An 18839-nucleotide genomic window follows, 5' to 3' on the forward strand; every position below is an offset into this window, starting at 1 on the left:
AATGAAGAAATTAAATATAATATCGTTGGGATTGACTTTTATGCTTTGCATCACCTCATGTAATAGCATCCTTGACAAGTCTCCGTTGGATTTGAGAACGGAAGAAGATGTATGGAGCGATCCGAGTCTGGCACAGATTTATCTTAATGACCTTTGGTATGCTACAGTGAGAAGGGATGCTGGCAATAAGTTTGAAACATGGTTTTCTTTGTATTCTGGGCCTTTAGCTCCAGGACTTGATGTTTCCTCTGACAATTGTTTCAGCCGTTGGAACAGAGGTACAAGTGCTATAAAGAATGATGCCAGCCTTACACCGGCAAGTATAACTGATCAAATGGGGGCGTTCGACAGCTTTATTGATATAAGGAGGGTAAATATAGCTATAGACCATTTGACAGAAGGATGTGAAAATTTCAATGAAGATGTGAAGAATGATATGCTCGGTCAGGCATATTTCGCCAAAGGATTGATTTATATAACAAGAGCCAAGACATTCGGTGGCTATCCAATTATAGAAAAGACTCTTACTCCAGAAGATGAACTGAGCCTTTCGCGTGCATCAATTAAGGAAACTTTCGATTATGGAATAGATTGCCTTAACAAGGCTGCAGGACTTATAAATAATACTGCTCCTGCCGGAAGACCTGGCAAGGGGGCTGTTTACGGACTTCTTTCTGAAGCAAATCTTCTTGCTGCTGCATACATAAAATATGGTATAATCAATGGAATAGAAGAAAACATAGACCTTACTCCTTATTATAATGCAGCAATAGAAGCTGTAGAGAATATGGATGGTCTGGGAATATATGAACTGGAATCTTCTGACAACTGGGCAAAACAGTTCAATGATTTTGAATATGCATCGGGTACAACTTCTGAAATACTCCTTGCTTCGTTTACTCCTCCAGGACTTTATAATCTTAACTCTTCAAGCCCTGTTGAGTTTGGTAACTATTTGCCTACGATGTATGCTGATATACTTAAAACAGATATTGTAAATAGTTATAGTGGAACTCCTTACTCAGGATATACATTCAGTGAATTCTATCAGACCATAACTCCTAATCCTAAAGCTATAGATGAGGCTTTTTATATAACTGACGAAGATGGAGTGGCAAGACGTTGGGAAGAGTCTATCAGATTTGATAAATATGTTGATGTTAATGATGGTATATATTCATTAAACCAGACAGCAATAAATGCGGGTTATACGGATATAGCGGAACTTATGTATAAGGATAGGGATAAACGTTTTTATTCCACAGTAGCCTATGATGGGTGTACGTATTTTGGTAATTCATTTGATACACGTGAGGGTGGAAATATGAATCCAAACTCATTTAAATCTTTAAGCAGTACTCAGGGGGCAGTTACAGGATATCTTTTTGTAAAGATGGTTCCTCAGACACAGGCTTGGACATTGAATTCATTGTCTGGATTTCACCGTACTTGTCTGAGATTGTCCAAGGCATACCTTAATGCTGCCGAAGCATATCTTATGAAGGAAGATTGGGGCAATGCAAGAAACTATATAAACAAGACACGTGTAACTCACGGTGGTCTGAAGGCTTTGCAAACAGAAACCGGTGATGAACTTTGGAAAATATATATAGACGAACGTAATGCTGAATTGATGCTGGAAAATGACAGATATTACACACTGATGAGGTTTGGAATCAAGAATGGTGCCGAAAATATAGACCAGTTGAACTTCGGACAGATAAAGCAGTTTGAGATATCACAGAACGGAAGATCATACAAGTATGTTGATTTGAAATTCGAAGGTTCAAACAATAATTTCGTATTTAACAGATACAGATACCTGTTCCCTGTTCCTCAGAATGTTCTGGAAGAAAATCCAAATTATGCACCTCAGAATCCAAGATATTAATCATTAAAGAAATTTTGTTATGAAAAGAATATATAGTGTAAAGTTTAAGTTCATTTTGTTTTTGCTTTGTGCAGTGGGACTCTTTTCTTCTTGTCTGAAAGCAGGACTTGAAGAAATAGAGAACTCAAACTTATGTGAAATAACATCAATTACTTTCGAATATCGCTGGTTGTCACAGAATGCCAATGGGTATGATGTGTTGAACAGACAGCAGCTTACATTGAGTAACAATGCTCCCGATGAAAACAACAGAATAGACTTCATCATTACTGTTCCTGCTGCGAACAATTCTGGAGAGTTCAAAACTGCTGTAAGAAATACAGTTTCTCTTGACAGGCTTTATCTTACTTCTATATTAAGCCCTGCGGCAAAAATCGCTCCTTTGGATGATGCTCCTGTAATGGGTACTCCTGCCGCTTTTGAGATAGGTAAAGAATATATGTATGAGGTTACTGCCGCAAATGGAGAAAAAAAGACATTTGTTTTGTGTATAGAAGACTTTATAAAATAGTTTAATGTTGATTTTAAAATATTCTTAATATGAAAAAGATGAAGATTACTTATTTTAATATTTTTGCTATTTGTTTGATGGTTATGGCTGTATTTTCATCATGTAAGGATGAAAATGAAACCGTTGCAGGAAATGGAATGGAAATAACAGGTTTCACTCCTGAGCAAGGTTATTCAAGTAATGAAATAACTATAACCGGTAAGAACTTCGGAACTGAAGAGAATAGAGCAGAAGTTTATTTTAATGAAACTGTAGCGACAGAGTTTATAAGTTACTCAGATACGGAAATAAAGGTTAGGGTTCCTGTTGGTGCTTCTACTGGCCGAATCTCTGTATTGAAGGATGGAAACTATGCTTTCTCTGAAAAAGATTTTACTTATCTTGAAGGGGCAACTCTTGAAAGCATCTCTACTAACAGTTCATACATTGGTGATGAAATAACCATTACAGGAAAGAATTTCTTCGATGTAGAACCTGCTAATGTCAAGGTTTATTTTGGTGATGCTGTGACAACTGCAACTTCCGTATCTGAAACTGAAATCAAGGTTAATGTTCCTCAGGATGTAAATGCTGGTGAGGTAAATATCAGTGTTGAATTCGTTGGTTATCAGACATTGACAGGTCTTGTATTTAATGTTATAGCAAATCCACAGATAACAGGTATTGCACCTGTTAGCGGACTTGCTGGAAATGATGTAACTATAACCGGTCAGAATTTTTATGGCGCAGACGAGGAGCTTAGCAATATTCATGTCTTCTTCGGTGAATATGAGGCGGTTGTAAAATCAGTAAATTCCACTCAGATTAAAGTTCAGGCCCCTGTTTCTGATTCATATATATCTGATGGTTATATTGATATTAAAAAGGTAACTATAAAATATGATGGTCGTGAAGATTTGATTTTAGGAGATGGAACTACTGCAATTTATAAGATTCTTCTTCCAAAATTAACGTCTGTTTCTCCTTTGTCGTTGGGTATCGGTGATGAACTGACTATTACAGGTGAGAATTTCTATGAACCATCTAAGGACAATCTTAATATTCATGTATTTGTTGCTGATAATGAGATTGATCAGAAGATTATAACGGCATCTACATCTGAAATCAAGTTCAATGTTCCTGAAGATATAGCAACTGGTGAAAATATTGAGGTATATGTTAGGTTTGATACTCCGATTTCTGGAAAATCTTATACAACAGATAAACAGCAAATAAATATAAAGGCTTCTGCATGGTCTAAGTATTTGTTTATTAATGATTGCTATACGTTTACAACTTCAAGTGGAGGATTGAATATTAATGAATATTCTGTAGCTAATGAAAGTAATAATAATAGTTACAGAATATGGAATGTTACTAGTGTTGATGGATTGAATACTCAACCTGAGGGCTATGATCCTTCAAACGCAAAAAATTTTGCAATTTGGGATTTTAAAGTTGGAGAATATATTGTATTCAAACTTGATATATCAAGTCAAGAAAACTATTGGTTGGAATTTGAAGGAACGTCACCTAATCAGGTAAATGTTTCTGTGTCATGTGGAACTGACGGCTCTAATTTTGGTAGTAATCTAGATACAGTGAGTATTTTTTCTGTTACAGGATCAAACGGTTATAAGACGTATAATTCAAAAGTATTATCACTTGGAATTTTACAGTCTGGATTAAATTATGTAAAAGTTGAATTTTCTAACGCTGGTGGTGGATGTATTAGAAATCTTAAGATTACAAATACAGAACCAGATTCGGCAGAATAATAGTTATAATAGATTCGCAGTTTGGACAATAAGTCAGGCTGTGAATCTTGAGAAAACGGATTCTAAAACAAGATAGTTATGGGTAGTAAAATACATATAAACATAAAATATATTTTTTTCAGTTTACTGATATTGACATTAAATATGATGTCAGTAGGCTGTAAAAACGAAGACTCTGATATTGATAATAAACCAGTCATAACAGACTTCTCTCCAAAGGAGGGGGATTATCTTACTCAGGTTACAATTGTAGGTTCTAATTTTGGAACAAGCCGTAAGGATGCATCATCGCATGTATATTTCAATGGAATAGAGGCTGCCGACTATGTTAGCTATTCAGACAATGAGATAGTGGTTACAGTACCTACAGGAACTCTTACAGGTGCTATTACTATCAAAAAAGGTGAATCGTATACAAGGAGTTCAGTGAATTTCGTATATAAGTTAATGAGTGAGGATGGATATGAGACAGGTACTGTCATGATGACATTGCTATGTAAGGATGTTGTTTATTGTAAAGGTGCTAATATCAAGCCATGTGATTACTGGGACGAAAACGGTACTTCGGCCAATGAAATAGGATATTTTGATGTGACTTCACAGGAATTCAAATACAATTCAGGATATGAAGGTATGGAAGCCAAAAGTCATGCTTTGTGGGATTGGAATAGTGGAGATATAGCTATATATAAAGTTAATGTAGAAACAATAGGTAAATATTATATAGGCTTATATACTTCAACTCGTGACCAGAATTGTTACGTTAATGTTGAAATAGGACAGGATGTGGAAGCGTTGAAAGATATTTCGTCAATTAATTCCCAATATTCCAGAGATGTGGTATTCAATGACAGCTGGGGCGATTTCTCTAATTATCTTGAATTCGGACCTTATGAATTACTTGAACCAGGGGAATACTATGTAAGATTCTTGTTGAAGAATGATAAAAATGCAGACGCAAGTGCTCCATTGAAATTTATAAAGATGTTCAACTAATAATGTTTCATGTTATGAATAGTAGGTTTTTAAGATATATATTGATATATATAATGTGTGCCGGAGTTCTTGTCGGATGTGATAATGAGACAGAAATAGTATCTGATGTGATACCGATATTGGAAGATTTCAGCCCAAAATCAGCTTTGGTTGGGGATGAAGTGACTTTTACTGGAGCTGGATTTGGTGATTATAGGGCAGATGCGGATGCACATGTGTATTTTAATGGCACAGAAGTGACGCAGTTCGTCAAATATTCAGACAAACGAATTGTCGTGAAGGTTCCAGAAGATGCTACAAGTGGTAATGTTACATTGCAGATAAACGGTACTGAACTTGTTACTGAAGAGGCTTTTACGGTAAAGGAACCGGAACCTGAAGTGACAGAACTTCTTGTAACAGGTTTTTCTCCTATGGAAGGGTATGCTTTTAATGAAGTTACTATTTCGGGGTATAATTTCGGCTCCTCTGTAAACAGTGTAACTGTTGAGTTCAACGGAGTTGAAGCCGAAGAAATTTTAAGCGTATCTGATAGGGAAATAAAGGTTGTTGTGCCGGATGGTGCTACTACCGGCCTTATTAAAGTAAAGGTTTCTTCTGAGGAATATACAACAACTGATGAGTTTGTATGCAATGAGGGTGCAACGGTAACGTCTGTTTCTCCAGCAGAAGCATGGGCTGGTGAACTTATAACTCTAACAGGAGAGAACTTCTTTACAGATGTTCCGCTTAGTGACATAAGAGTAAGATTCAAGGATGGTTCGGCTATACCTGAAAGTGTCACAGCCAACGAAATAAAGGTAAAGGTTCCTGCAGAAGGTAATACAGCCACTTTATATGTTGATTTTGGAGAAAAACAAACAGTGAAAGGGCCATTCTTCCAGGTATACAAGCTTTTTGAGAATGACTTTAATAATGGTTCTTCATATTCTCCATTCATAGATAGCCCTGTATGGGCTCCAAGCACAGTTAATGTAGAAAACAATTATCTGAAGTTCTATTATAATTATGCTGCTCTGGCTGCCGATAATCGTCGCGAGCGTAGAGGATGTGAGGTGGCTTGTGATTTGATGGTAGTGACGGACGGATGGTATGGATTTAAAGTGTTCTTGCCTTCTGGTTTATATCCAGAGAATGTTACCGGCACTATTATTGCACAGATGTTTAATGTGGGGGATAGAAGTTCATGGGCAGGACATGTAAGCATTGAGAATAATAAACTTGTATTGTCACATAGAAATGCTTTGGTTGATCCTGTAACAGGTGAATTTGGAACCATTCCGTTTAATACATGGGTTTCAGTAGTAGTGTATTTTAAGGTTGGTATAAATGGTAAAGGAAACCTGAAGGCCTGGTCATGGATAGATGGTGAAACTCCTGAAACATATGAAGCTCCTGATTATGAATTTAGTAATGGAGATTTCGGTTTCGGAGAGTGGATTGATGATAATACTTTGAATTGTGAGGTTACAAAAACTAATCTTATAGGTGATTATATAAGCTCAAAATTCGGTATGTATGTACAGTGGCCTGCTGATTTGACAATCTATTTTGATGATATCAAGGCTTTACAGGGTAATCCGGAAGGAGCATTTGATATAGTTAAACCTGAATAGTAGTTCTAAGAAATGAACAGATAAGTTTTGGATTACTTACCATACTTATCTGTTCTTTCCTAAAAGTAACTTGATTTTATTATGAATAAGAAATGTTTTTTATCAGTTTTGTGTTTTTCTATAGGACTTTATTCTTGCAATAAAGAAAATGGAGGATTTGAATTCAGAACAGACTCTCATCCGCGTATATTTGCGACAAGCGGTGGCCGTGTAGCAATAGTAGATAAAGTAAATAATGTAGATTGGGCGAAAAATGTTTATGATGATTTAAAGAATGAGGTCGATCCTATTATTGCAATTCATCAGAATGATCCATCGTATGTGATATCAAGGATGCAGATGCATTGGGAACCGGGAAAAAGATATATCCGTTTTTACACTGATGGAAATTTTGTGACAAGACGTGAAGGAAATGCAAAGTATCCTACAGTACGTGTCACTTACGGACGTGCCGCAAGCAATTCTGTTCCGTTGGCTCCGATTGATAAGATTATACCTTATGGAGACGGTTCGCTGACAAAACCTTGTAAAGAGAGCCTTGGAATTGTGAAACTTACGGAAAAGCCTGCCAATACATTATCTCAATTAGGTCAGGATATAAAATATGATACAATACCATTTACTAAAACCGGACTCGGGACTGAAACTGTAAACCGCAGCTTTATTCAATTGGCATGGAAATCGTCTATACTTTATTATATAACAGGCGATAAAAAATATGCAAAACTTTCTGCGGATATATTGTGGAACTTTGTACGTGGAGCTTCACAGCAGGAACAGTTAAATCCAGATTGGGAAGAAAAGTCGAAGGATAACTGTATAAATGGGTATTTATCTTTTGAGACATTGGGAGATACCCGTCATTTTGCTACTTTACCTTTGGCATACGATATGATTTATAATTATCTGCGTGATGAATATTTCGAGTCAGACCAGTTTGTGAATGGAATAGAAGGAGAAATGTGGGCTCCTGCTCATAATGAAGGAAAAGAGTGGGCTATGGAACGTTTTGAAATAATGTTCAAACGTCTGATTGAAAACAAACTGAACCGTGGCGGAGGACTGAAGGGTAACTGGAACATGAACGAACAACAGTCAGCCATGTTATATGCTTTGGCACTTGAGGATGACAATGCATATAAGGATGGTAAGGGACGTGGTTATTATGTGAATAAGTTAGTTTACGGTCCGACTACAGAAAGCCATGGAGCCTATGTTGATGTGTTACGTGCCAATATCAGTCCTGTGACAGGACTTTGGCCTGAAGCTCCTGGAGGATACGGGCAGGGATCGAGTGAGCAGCTTGTGAGGTTCGGATATATATATTATAAGAATGGGCTGGATTTACTGTCGGAGGATTCTTTACTGAATAAAGTTCCTGGAGCAATGCCGCAGATGATGTTTCCTAACGGATATATCACCAATATAGGAGATGCGTCATATTCGATTATGTTTACTTCTCAAATAGAACTGATGATGGCATATGCCGCAGAAAAAGGTGACAAAGACAGACTTGATTATTGGGCTTCGATGATGAAGTATGCGAAAAAACGTGACTTCAATAATGAGTTTTATTATTCATTGTTCTTCTATCTGCCAGAAGTTCCAAAGTCTGATGGTTTGCCACATTTGTCAAGAATGTCGTACTCGTCAGTGTATTCATGTGTTTTTGCGAGGAATAATGCTGATGATTATAAGGATGCGTTAGCATTTACTTTAGCCGGATTCGGAAAAAATATGGGACATCGTCAACCAAATGGTATGACAATGGAACTTTACGGACGTGGTCATGTGTTGGCTCCGGATCAGGGAATAGGTCAGGATTATTGGAGTAAGGACAGTCATGAATATAAGATGAATGTAGCTGCCCATAATACAGTATCTCCTAATGGTAAAGGAGCGGATAATGATATGCCACAGAATCTGGAAATATTGTATTCAGAACCGCTAATCGTTGAAGGAGGAGAACCTGAACAGGAATTATCTCCTAACCATCAGTTTGTGGATGCGGTAAATCATTTCAGGACTAAAGAAATTAATGCTGAACAACGAAGAAGTCTGTCAATAGTCAGAACATCAAGACACACCGGGTATTTTGTTGATATATTCCGTTCGGATGTAATGGATGATGAAGATAAATATAATGACTATATATATCATAATATGGGTATCGGCTCTAAGATTTATGACATGTCTGGAAACAGTATAAAAATGTCTTCAGAATCTATTGACTCATTATCAGGCAAAGGTTATAGCTATTTCACGACTTTGGGGTCAAAGAAACTGTCTGAAGGATTTTATGTAGACTTTGATCTTGGGGTGGATGATACTCACATGAGAATGTTTGTGCCTGAAGGTGAGGGCAGGACTGTATATCAGCTTAATTCACTATTCAATCACCGTTATTATGAAGCTTCATTAAAGAAATTGCCTGTTCCGGCAATATTGATGAGGCATGACGGTGAGGCATGGAATAATCCGTTCATAGCGATTTATGAGCCGTATGGTAACGGAGCAGATGGTGTAATTGAGTCTGTATATATAGGTGATACTGAAAAGCAGGATGGAATGGCAAAAGTTTCTGTAAAATATAAGAACAGTGAGAAGAAAGATCATATAATGCATTCCGACAAGCAGAATGTAAAAACGGAATATATGGGAACTGAATTTGTTGGAACTTACAGTATAGTTTCAGTGGATGGAAACGATAAGAAGTCTGTATATATAGTAAATGGAAAATCATTGAAAAGAGACGGATTGTCTGTTTCGGCCTCTGATGGAGGAAGTTTTGATGCTTATCTTGAATGGAAAGATAGTAAACTGTATTACAAATCGAATAAGGAACTGGTAATACATGGGAATTTTGAACAAATAATAAAGATGTAGAATATGACGGTATTGAAAAAAATATTTCTTGGAATAATCTGTGTGCTTACTGCTTTATCTGCAACGGCTCAGAATATAACTGACTTGTCTGTTATGGAAAGTAGTGAAGATATAGTATTGTCAGATAGTAATCCGTATAGATATCAGATAAACGATTCTGTGTTTCTTCATCCTGAACGTATCCGTTACGATAGCAAGTGTATACAGGTAGATGGTAAAGATACTTTTATATTTAGCGGTACATTCCATTATTTCCGTACTCCTCAGCCTTTGTGGAAAGACAGATTGGTAAAACTTAAAGAGGCTGGATTCAACTGTGTGGAAACTTATATTCCATGGAACTGGCATGAACGTAGAATGCCTAAATCAGTAAATGATTATTCATGTATTGATTTGAAACCATTGACAGATTTTCTTGATATTACTGAAGAATTAGGTATGTATGTGATTCTTCGTCCGGGACCATATATCTGTGCGGAGTGGAGCGGTGGCGGATTTCCACAGTGGATAATGAGAAAGAAACCTGCAAAGACCAAGTTTGAAACCTGGCTGCAAAGTACAGATTCTGAGTTTATGAGATGGAACGAACATTGGTATAAGGCTGTATGCAAGGTAGTTACTCCGTATCAAATAATAAATAAAGAAAAAGGTAAAGGAGGTGTTATATTCTTTCAGATAGAGAATGAGTTCAATAGGATAAAATGGTTTCCAAAAGATGAAAAAAGGAAATATCTGGTAGGACTTGCTGAAATAGTACGCAAGAACGGAATAGAGATCCCTCTGATAACTTGTTGGACTGATGAGGCACGTAACGTAATGGAAGGTCCACTTAATGGAGTTGTTGATATGGTGAACAGCTATCCTAAATGGAAGGTGGAAGGTGGTTTCGGAAGACTTATTAACCAGCAGTTGAAAACACAGCCTGGAAAACCTCTGATTTCCGGTGAACTTCAAGGAGGATGGATGAGTGAAGTCGGTGGAAAACTAAGTTGGGAACAGGACGGTCTAATGCCTGTACAGACTCAGAACATAACTTTATACGCATTGCAGAGAGGATTCTGTGCCCTTAATTTCTATATGGCTGTGGGGGGAACGAATTTCGATGATTGGGGTGCAAGGCAGATGACAACTACATACGATTATGCAGCGGCAATTGGTGAAGATGGTTCTACAAATGACAGATACAGACGTTTCATGGGGTTGTCCGCTTTTGTTAAGGAACATGGAATAAAGATTGCAAGGGCTGCCGTGAAGGATGTGAAATATGTATCATCAGATACTGATGTAAAGCTTTTGGTAAGAGAGACAGAAACCGGTGACAGGTATTATTTCGTAAGAACAGAGGAACATGCAAAACATCATTTCGGAACATTGTATGCAGATGGATTGGCTTTGGATTTTTCATTGGAACCTTTTGGCTCAATGGTATATTATTTACCATCAGGAGAAAAACAAGGGAAATGGTATCCTGAATTGCCGGAACCTTTTGTTCGCACTTATGCTATAGCTGATACTATCAGTTTAGGGGCTTCAACTGGGATATGTGATGAATTCCCCCAGAAATGGATAAAACTCCGTAAAGGAGAATACCTTGATGATAAAGGTATTTACGGAAGACACTTTGTGTATTATAAATGTTATGCCAAAGAAGGTTCTCTCCTCGAAATAGGCAGGATAGGTAATAAACTGATAAACGGTACAGATAAAGATGAAGTGTTGGTTAATGTGAATGGAGCTTTAATCTCACCAATAGAAGAAACTGAAACAAGTGCTTTTTTCAGATTGCCAGGTGATTCATTGTCTGGAAAACGTGTTGAGGTGGTGATGCTGTATGAAAGTAAAGGATTGCATCACCATACGAAGAAAATTGTGGAAGATTATTGGAGCGTAGGAATTGATTTTGTGAAATGCAACGGTAGAAATGTTGATTTGTATTATGCTTATACCGAAAAAGCGAAGGGAGAAAAGCTTTCAGCCGGTAAGGTTGATATGGATAATAATTCTACTGATAATGAAAAAGAAGAACCGTTGTTGGTATGGCATAATTATTCATTTGAGGTTCCTGAATCCGAAAATGTCTATCACCTTAAACTTAATCATTATGGTAATGGGTTTATTTATCTTAACGGACATTGTTTGGGAAGGTGCTGGGAAAAAGGACCACAGACAGAGTATTATTTGCCAGAATGCTGGTTAAACTATGGTGGAGAAAACAGATTGACTATAAGTTTGAGACCTGGTACTAATGGAACTTCAATACAAGACGCTTGTATTATACCATAAACTAATGTTGTGTGATTAATATTAAAAAACAAATAGCTATATGAACAAGAATTTTTTTATGATAGGTGCATTCCTGCTTGGTTTGGGATTGACTGTAGAAGCACAGGATGTAAACGTAAATGTTGAAGGTGAAAAATTTACTCATTATTGGAGTGTTGGAACATGTGCCGGACGTGCCAATGAAGGACTGCGTACAAGCTGGGTGGAACAGTTGAAACTTGTAAAAGAGGACTGCGGATTCAAGTATCTGCGTATGCATGGCCTTTTTGATGATGATATGTTTGTTTATTTTGAAAAGCCTGATGGCAGGGTGGTTTATAACAGGCAGTATATTGACGAGGTTTATGACCGTATGCTATCTGTTGGTGTGAAACCGTTCGTGGAACTTTCTTTTTTCCCGAATGGTATTGCTGCAGATAACAGTAAAATGCAGATGTGGTATAGAAACCGTGTAAGTTTTGACGAAAAGAGACTTGGAAAATGGCATGACATGATTAAGGCTTTCACGCAGCACGTTGTGGAGAGGTATGGTATTGATGAAGTATTGACATGGTATTTTGAGGTGTGGAACGAGCCAAATCTGAATATGAACCCGAAGGCTGGTTTTTTTGACGGAACAAAGAGTGATTATTTTAAACTTTATAAGGCATCGGCTGAGGCTGTAAAGTCTGTTGATAAACGACTGAAGGTTGGTGGACCGGCTACAAGTAATTTTATTGCTGATACTCGTTTCGATGGTGAGGTTTATGACCAGTCAAAATCACGTTTCTATTCACAGGATAAGATAAACAAGCAGCAGTGGAAAGGTTCTTGGATTGAGGATTTTATAAGATATTGTGAAAAGGAAAATCTTCCTTTGGATTTTATCTCTACACATCCTTATCCTACAGATTATGCTCTTGATCCAGAAAGCGGTAAAAGCAAGGATGCCGTAAGATATGTATATTCTTTGAAAGATGATATAAACTGGATTAGAAAACAACTGGCAAACAGTAAATATCCAGATGCGGAAATCCATCTTACAGAATGGAGTACAAGTCCCAACAGCCGTGACGTGATGCATGATGTACTTCCTCCTGCAGCTTATATACTGAAATGTAATCTTGATTGTATAGGATTGGCAAACTCGTTGATGTACTGGACTTTTACTGATATATTTGAAGAAAAGGGTGGAGGCGAAAGCATATTTCACGGTGGATTCGGTATGATTAATTTCCAAGGACTTGTCAAACCGTCATTCCATGCTTACAGAATGCTTAATGAATTGGGTGATGAGAAACTGTATTACGATGATCCTGTTTTTATCAGCCGTTCGTCTGTTACGAAGAAAATTGCTGCTTTGGCTTTTAACTATCCGGATGAATATATTGAGGCTGTGCCTTCTGCAAGGAACTTTAATAATTATATGAATGCCTCATCTAAAAAAGTAGACTTATCACTAAAAGGATTGAAACCGGGTACTGTGTTTGTGGTTGAAACATTGGATAAGGACAATGGAAATGTATATGATGATTATGTAGAAATAGGTTCTCCTCATTCTCCAAGTCAAGATGAAATTGAGTATTTAAAGGAAAAGGCATGGGATACCCAAAAGGAAATTATAAAAGTTAATGACGAAGGTGTTTTAGTTTTTGAAAGAGAATTGTTACCTTGGACATGTGTTTTGATAAAGGAATTATAATTTGGTTATGAAAAGAATTGTCGGATTATTGATATTATTGTTTGGTATATTTACACATGTAATGTCTGTAAATCATCCGAATATTGTTGTAAGTAATGATGAAAGGGATTCGATAAGATACAGAATAAAAAATAGTGAATGGGCCAGGAAATCATTTAATGCATTGAAGGATAAGATTAAACCATTTGCTGACAGGCATAAAAGTAATCCTGAATGGATAATATCTCGTATGGCAATGTATTGGAAGAATGGTGAAAGATATACACAGTGTTATTTGAAAAATCAGAATTGGAACAGGGGAGAGGGGAATGCCCCTGTTCCAACTGTACGAATGCCTGGAATGAGAACGTGGAATAAGTATGTGAATGTTCCATTGGAAGAAAGGACTCCTTATAATGAAACCGGTGATATGTGGGGGATAAGCAGGATTAATCCTGAAGCACCAAAGGTGTTGGTACAGTATAAGGAAACCGGACATATGATCCGTTCAAATAACGTAGAAATACTGACACTGGCGGAAGAAGCAGCTTTCATTTATTGGGTTACTGAAGAAGAAAAATATGCACGTTTAGCTTCTGATATTTTTTATACTTGGCTTTTGGGAACATATTATATGAATCCGGTACTTGATCCTGACCAATCTACAGGTGGAAAAGGGGGATACGAACCTGGAGGTATATGTGGATATTATGATTACGAACAAATACATGATGATTTGGCTATGCATGCAGCAATGATATATGACCTTGCATTTGACTATCTGAAGAAAAATCCGCATGTACATCTTAATAAGATAGAAAAGGAACTTGAAGAAGTTGTTGGAATAGTTTTCAAGAGGTTTATTGATATTGGCTTTGTAAGAGGCGGTAAAAGCGGAAACTGGAATGTAAACGGATGGAATATCATGCTGAAACCGATATTGGCTTTGGAAGATAATGATTTTTATTCTGATGGAAAGGGACGTTCGTTTTATTTGCATTATTTGGTTAAGGAATCTACTCCTTATCATGATGCAATCCCTGATATACTGAAAGGATATGATAGTATCACTGGATTGTGGCCAGAGTCTCCTGGGTATGCTTTTGGAGTTACAGGTATTTTATTGGATTTTGCTACATTATTGAGAAGGCAAGGTATTGATATTATAACAGATAATCCTTTGTTGAGAAAAACAGCTATGGCTGTTTTCCCTTGGATGGACTCAAACGCTAACATGATAGTTTTTGGAGATACCCGTGGAGGTACTGCAAATTTCAGGACGTTTGAAAATTTGCTTTCATATTATACTGATATGGGAGACCATGATAATATAAACCGTGTAGCGTCAGCTTTGAATAAAGGTGTAGGTACGGGTAAATATAACAGAAATAATGCGAGGTGGAGTGATATTTGTCTGTTTGTCCCTGATATACCGGATGTTCGTGATGCTGCTAAAGAAAGAATGTCATACTCTCGGTTTCATAGATTGGTAACAATGAGAAATGGACTTTTAGATAATGAACTTATGGCGATATTATATGGAGGAAGGAATGGGGCGCATTTGTCACCGAATGGTCTGGCTTTACAACTCTATGGCTTTGGGTATGCTCTTTCGCCTGATGCATCAGGTTATGAATCATATTGGAGTAAAGATCATACATATCATCAGTCTGTAACAGGAAGTAATACTATCATGCCTAGATATACAGAAGGAGATATTGTTGTAAATGCACTGGAACCTTATGTAGATTCGCTATCTTTTGTTAATGAAGCAGCGTTAAATCCTAATATTAATGTTGCTGATGTTTCAGCAGGTGATAAAAGACGAGTTGTTGTTCTTATGAAAACAGATAAGAATAATGGTTATTATGTTGATATATTCCGTTCTGATACAAATGATAGTGATTATTTATTTCACAATGTGGGTAAATCTGTTTCTTTATATAGAGATGATAATAGCATGCTGGAACTGATAAAAACAGATTCTATAACTAACCATTGGCATAAAGGATATGATTTCTTCAAAAATCCTTATATGGCTGAATTGGATGACAATTTTAAAGCTGTGTGGAATGTTACTACAGGAGAAAACAACATCAAAATGAATATGTGGATGCCTTATGAAAAAGGAAGATATATATATAAGGTTGATGCTCCATATACTACTCTTAATAAGGGTATAACTCCAGATAATGTTAGTTCCTCTCCTGATATTACACCTACTATAATAGTAAGGCAGTCTGGAAATAATGCATGGAAAAATCCTTATATTGCTGTATTTGAACCGACAAGAAATAATAAATATTCAGTGACTGATGTGGAAAAAGTTAGGATGATATCAGGAAAAGCGGTTGGGATATGTGTAAAGTCAAAAGGTAGCCGTACGGATTATATATTGAGTAACACAGACTATGAAACCGAATGTGCCACTGACGACAATCTTAAAATGGAAGGTGCATTTGTATCAGTAACTGAGGAAGAGAGGAATATTACTCAAATTTTACTATTGAATGGAAAGTCATTGGTGAAAGGTGATGTTTTAATAAAATCCGATGAACCGATTTCTGTATCCATTTATCTAAAAAATAATGAATGGTTTTATTCTTCTACAGGAAAAGCATATATTTGTATTGATAATAAAAAATATGTAGTAGAAAAAGCCTCTGATAAATTATTAAAATTGTGATAATATGAAGTTTCGTATTCTATCTGTATTGTTGGTTCTGTCGGCATATGTATCGGCAGGAAATTTAAAATTGTGGTATAATAAGCCGGCATCTGAATGGACTGAAGCACTGCCGCTCGGTAATTCAAAGTTAGGTGTAATGGTTTATGGCGGCACTGAAGTAGAGGAATTGCAATTGAATGAGGAAACGTTCTGGGCTGGTTCACCATATAGAAATGATAATCCCGATGCACTGAAAGTGTTGCCGGAAGTAAGGAAGCTTATTTTTGACGGTAAGTATAACGAAGCGCAGGATTTAGTCAATAAGAATTTTCTTACTCCAAGAAATGGAATGCCGTATCAGACTATCGGCAGCCTAATGATTAATTTCCAGAATCATAAGAATGCGACTGATTATTATCGTGAGCTTGATATTGAGAAGGCTGTCGCATCTGTCAGCTATAAGGTTGATGGCGTTACATATAAGAGGGAATTGTTTTCTTCTATAGCCGACAATGTGGTAATAATGAGGATTTCATGTTCAGAACCTGGTAAATTATCGTTTGGAGTTTCTTTTAATTGTCCTTTGGAGCATAAAGTCTCTGTAAAGAATAAATGCTTATATCTTAAAGCAAAGGCTAACGACCATGAGGGAGTACCGGGAAAACTTTTCGATGAAACACAGGTAAAGGCAGTGAACGATGGAGGAAAAGTATCATTTACGGATAATACTTTGAAAGTGGATAATGCCGACAGTGTTACTCTATATATATCGTCTGCCACTAACTTTGTCAATTATAAAGATATCAGCGGTAATGCATACAAGAAGGCAGTGGGATATATGAATGCGGCTGTAAAGAAGGATTATTCGCAGGCTAAGGAAGAACATATCAGAAGGTATAGTGAAATGTTTTCAAGGCTGAATCTGGAAATTTCTTCTGATGATTACTCAAACGAACCAACAGACCAGAGAATAAAGAAATTCAATGACAGAAATGATGTGGGATTGGCTGTTCTTATGTTCCAGTATGGTCGTTATTTGCTGATTTCATCGTCTTTGCCGGGTGGACAGCCCGCAAATCTTCAGGGTATATGGAATAAGGATAAGGTTGCTCCATGGGACAGTAAATATACTGTTAACATAAATCTGCAGATGAATTATTGGCCTGCGGAGGTTACCAATCTTAGCGAGTGTAATGAACCTTTGTTTAAAATGCTGGAGGAACTGTCAGAGGCTGGAAAGGAAACTGCCAGGGTGATGTATGGATGCAACGGCTGGGTATTGCATCATAATACAGATTTATGGCGTTCGACAGGAGTGGTTGACGGTGCTTTCTGGGGAATGTGGCCTAACGGTGGAGCATGGCTATGCCAGCACTTGTGGCAACATTATTTATACACCGGAGATATGGCTTTTCTTGAAAAATATTATGATGTAATGAAAGGTTCAGCTGATTTCTTTATGGATTTTCTGGTGAAGCATCCTGTTTACGGATGGATGGTTTCATGTCCTTCTATCTCTCCTGAGCATGGTCCTAACGGAGAAAACAGTAATTCAGCTTCAACAGTTGCCGGATGTACGATGGATAATCAGATTGTGTTTGAGATATTGTGTAATACGCGTGACGCGTCTAAGTTGTTGAATAAAGATACTCAATATATCGACAGATTACAAAGTATGATTGATATGCTGGCTCCGATGCAGATTGGTAAATATAATCAGTTGCAGGAATGGCTGGAGGATGTGGATAACCCTAACGATAAACATAGGCATATATCACATGCTTTCGGATTGTATCCTGGTAATCAGATTTCACCGTATAAGAATCCGCAACTGTTTCAAGCAGTAAAGAATACACTGTTGCAAAGAGGTGACGAGGCTACAGGATGGTCTATCGGATGGAAGATAAACCTGTGGGCACGAATGCAGGACGGAAATCATGCGTACAAGATTATAAGAAACTTGTTCGGAGGACGTACATATCCTAATTTGTTTGATGCGCATCCGCCTTTCCAGATTGACGGGAACTTCGGTTATACAGCCGGAGTTGCGGAAATGCTTGTTCAGAGCTATGATGAGGCGTTACATCTTTTGCCAGCTTTGCCGGACGAATGGAGAAGTGGTAAGGTTGCCGGTTTGAAGGCCAGAGGAGGTTTCACTGTAAATATGGAATGGCGTGGCGGTGAATTGCTGACTGCCAAGATTAAATCTGAAAAGGGAGGTAATCTGAGAATACGTTCATTTATTCCTTTGAAAGGGAAAGGTCTGGTCAAGGCAGAGGGAAAGAATGAAAATCCTTATTATCGCAATGCTGAGATAAAAGAACCTTTGGTTTCAAAAGAAATAGTGGCTGAATATCCTGTATTGTTTAAGATCTATGAGTATGATATTGAAACTGAGGCAGGATGTGAATACACTGTAGAGCGTATGTAATAAGATATAAAAAGGCAAGGGTAAATAATGTTTGTACATTATATTTATTCTTGCTTTTTATTTATGACATTTTTTTGATGTATTTTTGCAGTATGAATTTTATTGTAATAAGTAAGTGCTCTAAAATATTTTTATATTCA

10 protein-coding genes are annotated in these 18839 nt (G+C 37.1%); all 10 read left to right on the plus strand.

The annotated features are described in order from the left end of the window. Nucleotide 1: 1 nt before the first annotated feature. The 10 genes from QZ379_RS04730 (at nt 2) to QZ379_RS04775 (ending at nt 18699) form a co-directional block, all read left to right on the plus strand. The gene (locus QZ379_RS04730; RefSeq protein ID WP_291558851.1) at nt 2-1891 is read left to right on the plus strand and encodes a RagB/SusD family nutrient uptake outer membrane protein; all 1890 of its coding nucleotides are present in this window, start codon (nt 2-4) and stop codon (nt 1889-1891) included. Between the two features lie 19 nt (nt 1892-1910). After that, nucleotides 1911-2402 (plus strand): hypothetical protein, encoded by a 492-nt coding sequence (locus QZ379_RS04735; RefSeq protein WP_291558852.1) that lies wholly within the window; start codon nt 1911-1913, stop codon nt 2400-2402. 29 nt (nt 2403-2431) lie between these two features. Next, nucleotides 2432-4159, plus strand: coding sequence for an IPT/TIG domain-containing protein (locus tag QZ379_RS04740; protein WP_291558853.1), 1728 nt, complete (start codon nt 2432-2434; stop codon nt 4157-4159). A 144-nt stretch (nt 4160-4303) separates the two neighbouring features. After that, nucleotides 4304-5155, plus strand: a complete 852-nt coding sequence (locus QZ379_RS04745; RefSeq protein ID WP_291558854.1) for an IPT/TIG domain-containing protein — start codon at nt 4304-4306, stop codon at nt 5153-5155. Nucleotides 5156-5169: 14 nt separating this feature from the next. After that, nucleotides 5170-6771, plus strand: coding sequence for an IPT/TIG domain-containing protein (locus QZ379_RS04750; RefSeq protein WP_291558855.1), 1602 nt, complete (start codon nt 5170-5172; stop codon nt 6769-6771). Nucleotides 6772-6852: 81 nt separating this feature from the next. Then, nucleotides 6853-9657 (plus strand): hypothetical protein, encoded by a 2805-nt coding sequence (locus QZ379_RS04755; RefSeq protein WP_291558856.1) that lies wholly within the window; start codon nt 6853-6855, stop codon nt 9655-9657. A 3-nt stretch (nt 9658-9660) separates the two neighbouring features. Continuing rightward, complete coding sequence (locus QZ379_RS04760) at nt 9661-11940, plus strand: beta-galactosidase (protein WP_291558857.1); 2280 nt, start codon at nt 9661-9663, stop codon at nt 11938-11940. 40 nt (nt 11941-11980) lie between these two features. Beyond that, the gene (locus tag QZ379_RS04765) at nt 11981-13621 is read left to right on the plus strand and encodes a glycoside hydrolase (RefSeq protein ID WP_291558858.1); all 1641 of its coding nucleotides are present in this window, start codon (nt 11981-11983) and stop codon (nt 13619-13621) included. Between the two features lie 7 nt (nt 13622-13628). Beyond that, entirely contained in the window at nt 13629-16286 is a 2658-nt protein-coding gene (locus tag QZ379_RS04770) for a hypothetical protein (protein ID WP_291558860.1), read from the plus strand. A 4-nt stretch (nt 16287-16290) separates the two neighbouring features. After that, complete coding sequence (locus QZ379_RS04775; protein WP_291558861.1) at nt 16291-18699, plus strand: glycoside hydrolase family 95 protein; 2409 nt, start codon at nt 16291-16293, stop codon at nt 18697-18699. Nucleotides 18700-18839 lie beyond the last annotated feature (140 nt).

It is taken from the genome of Bacteroides sp. (genome assembly GCF_019417265.1).
Taxonomy (GTDB): Bacteria; Bacteroidota; Bacteroidia; order Bacteroidales; family Bacteroidaceae; genus Phocaeicola.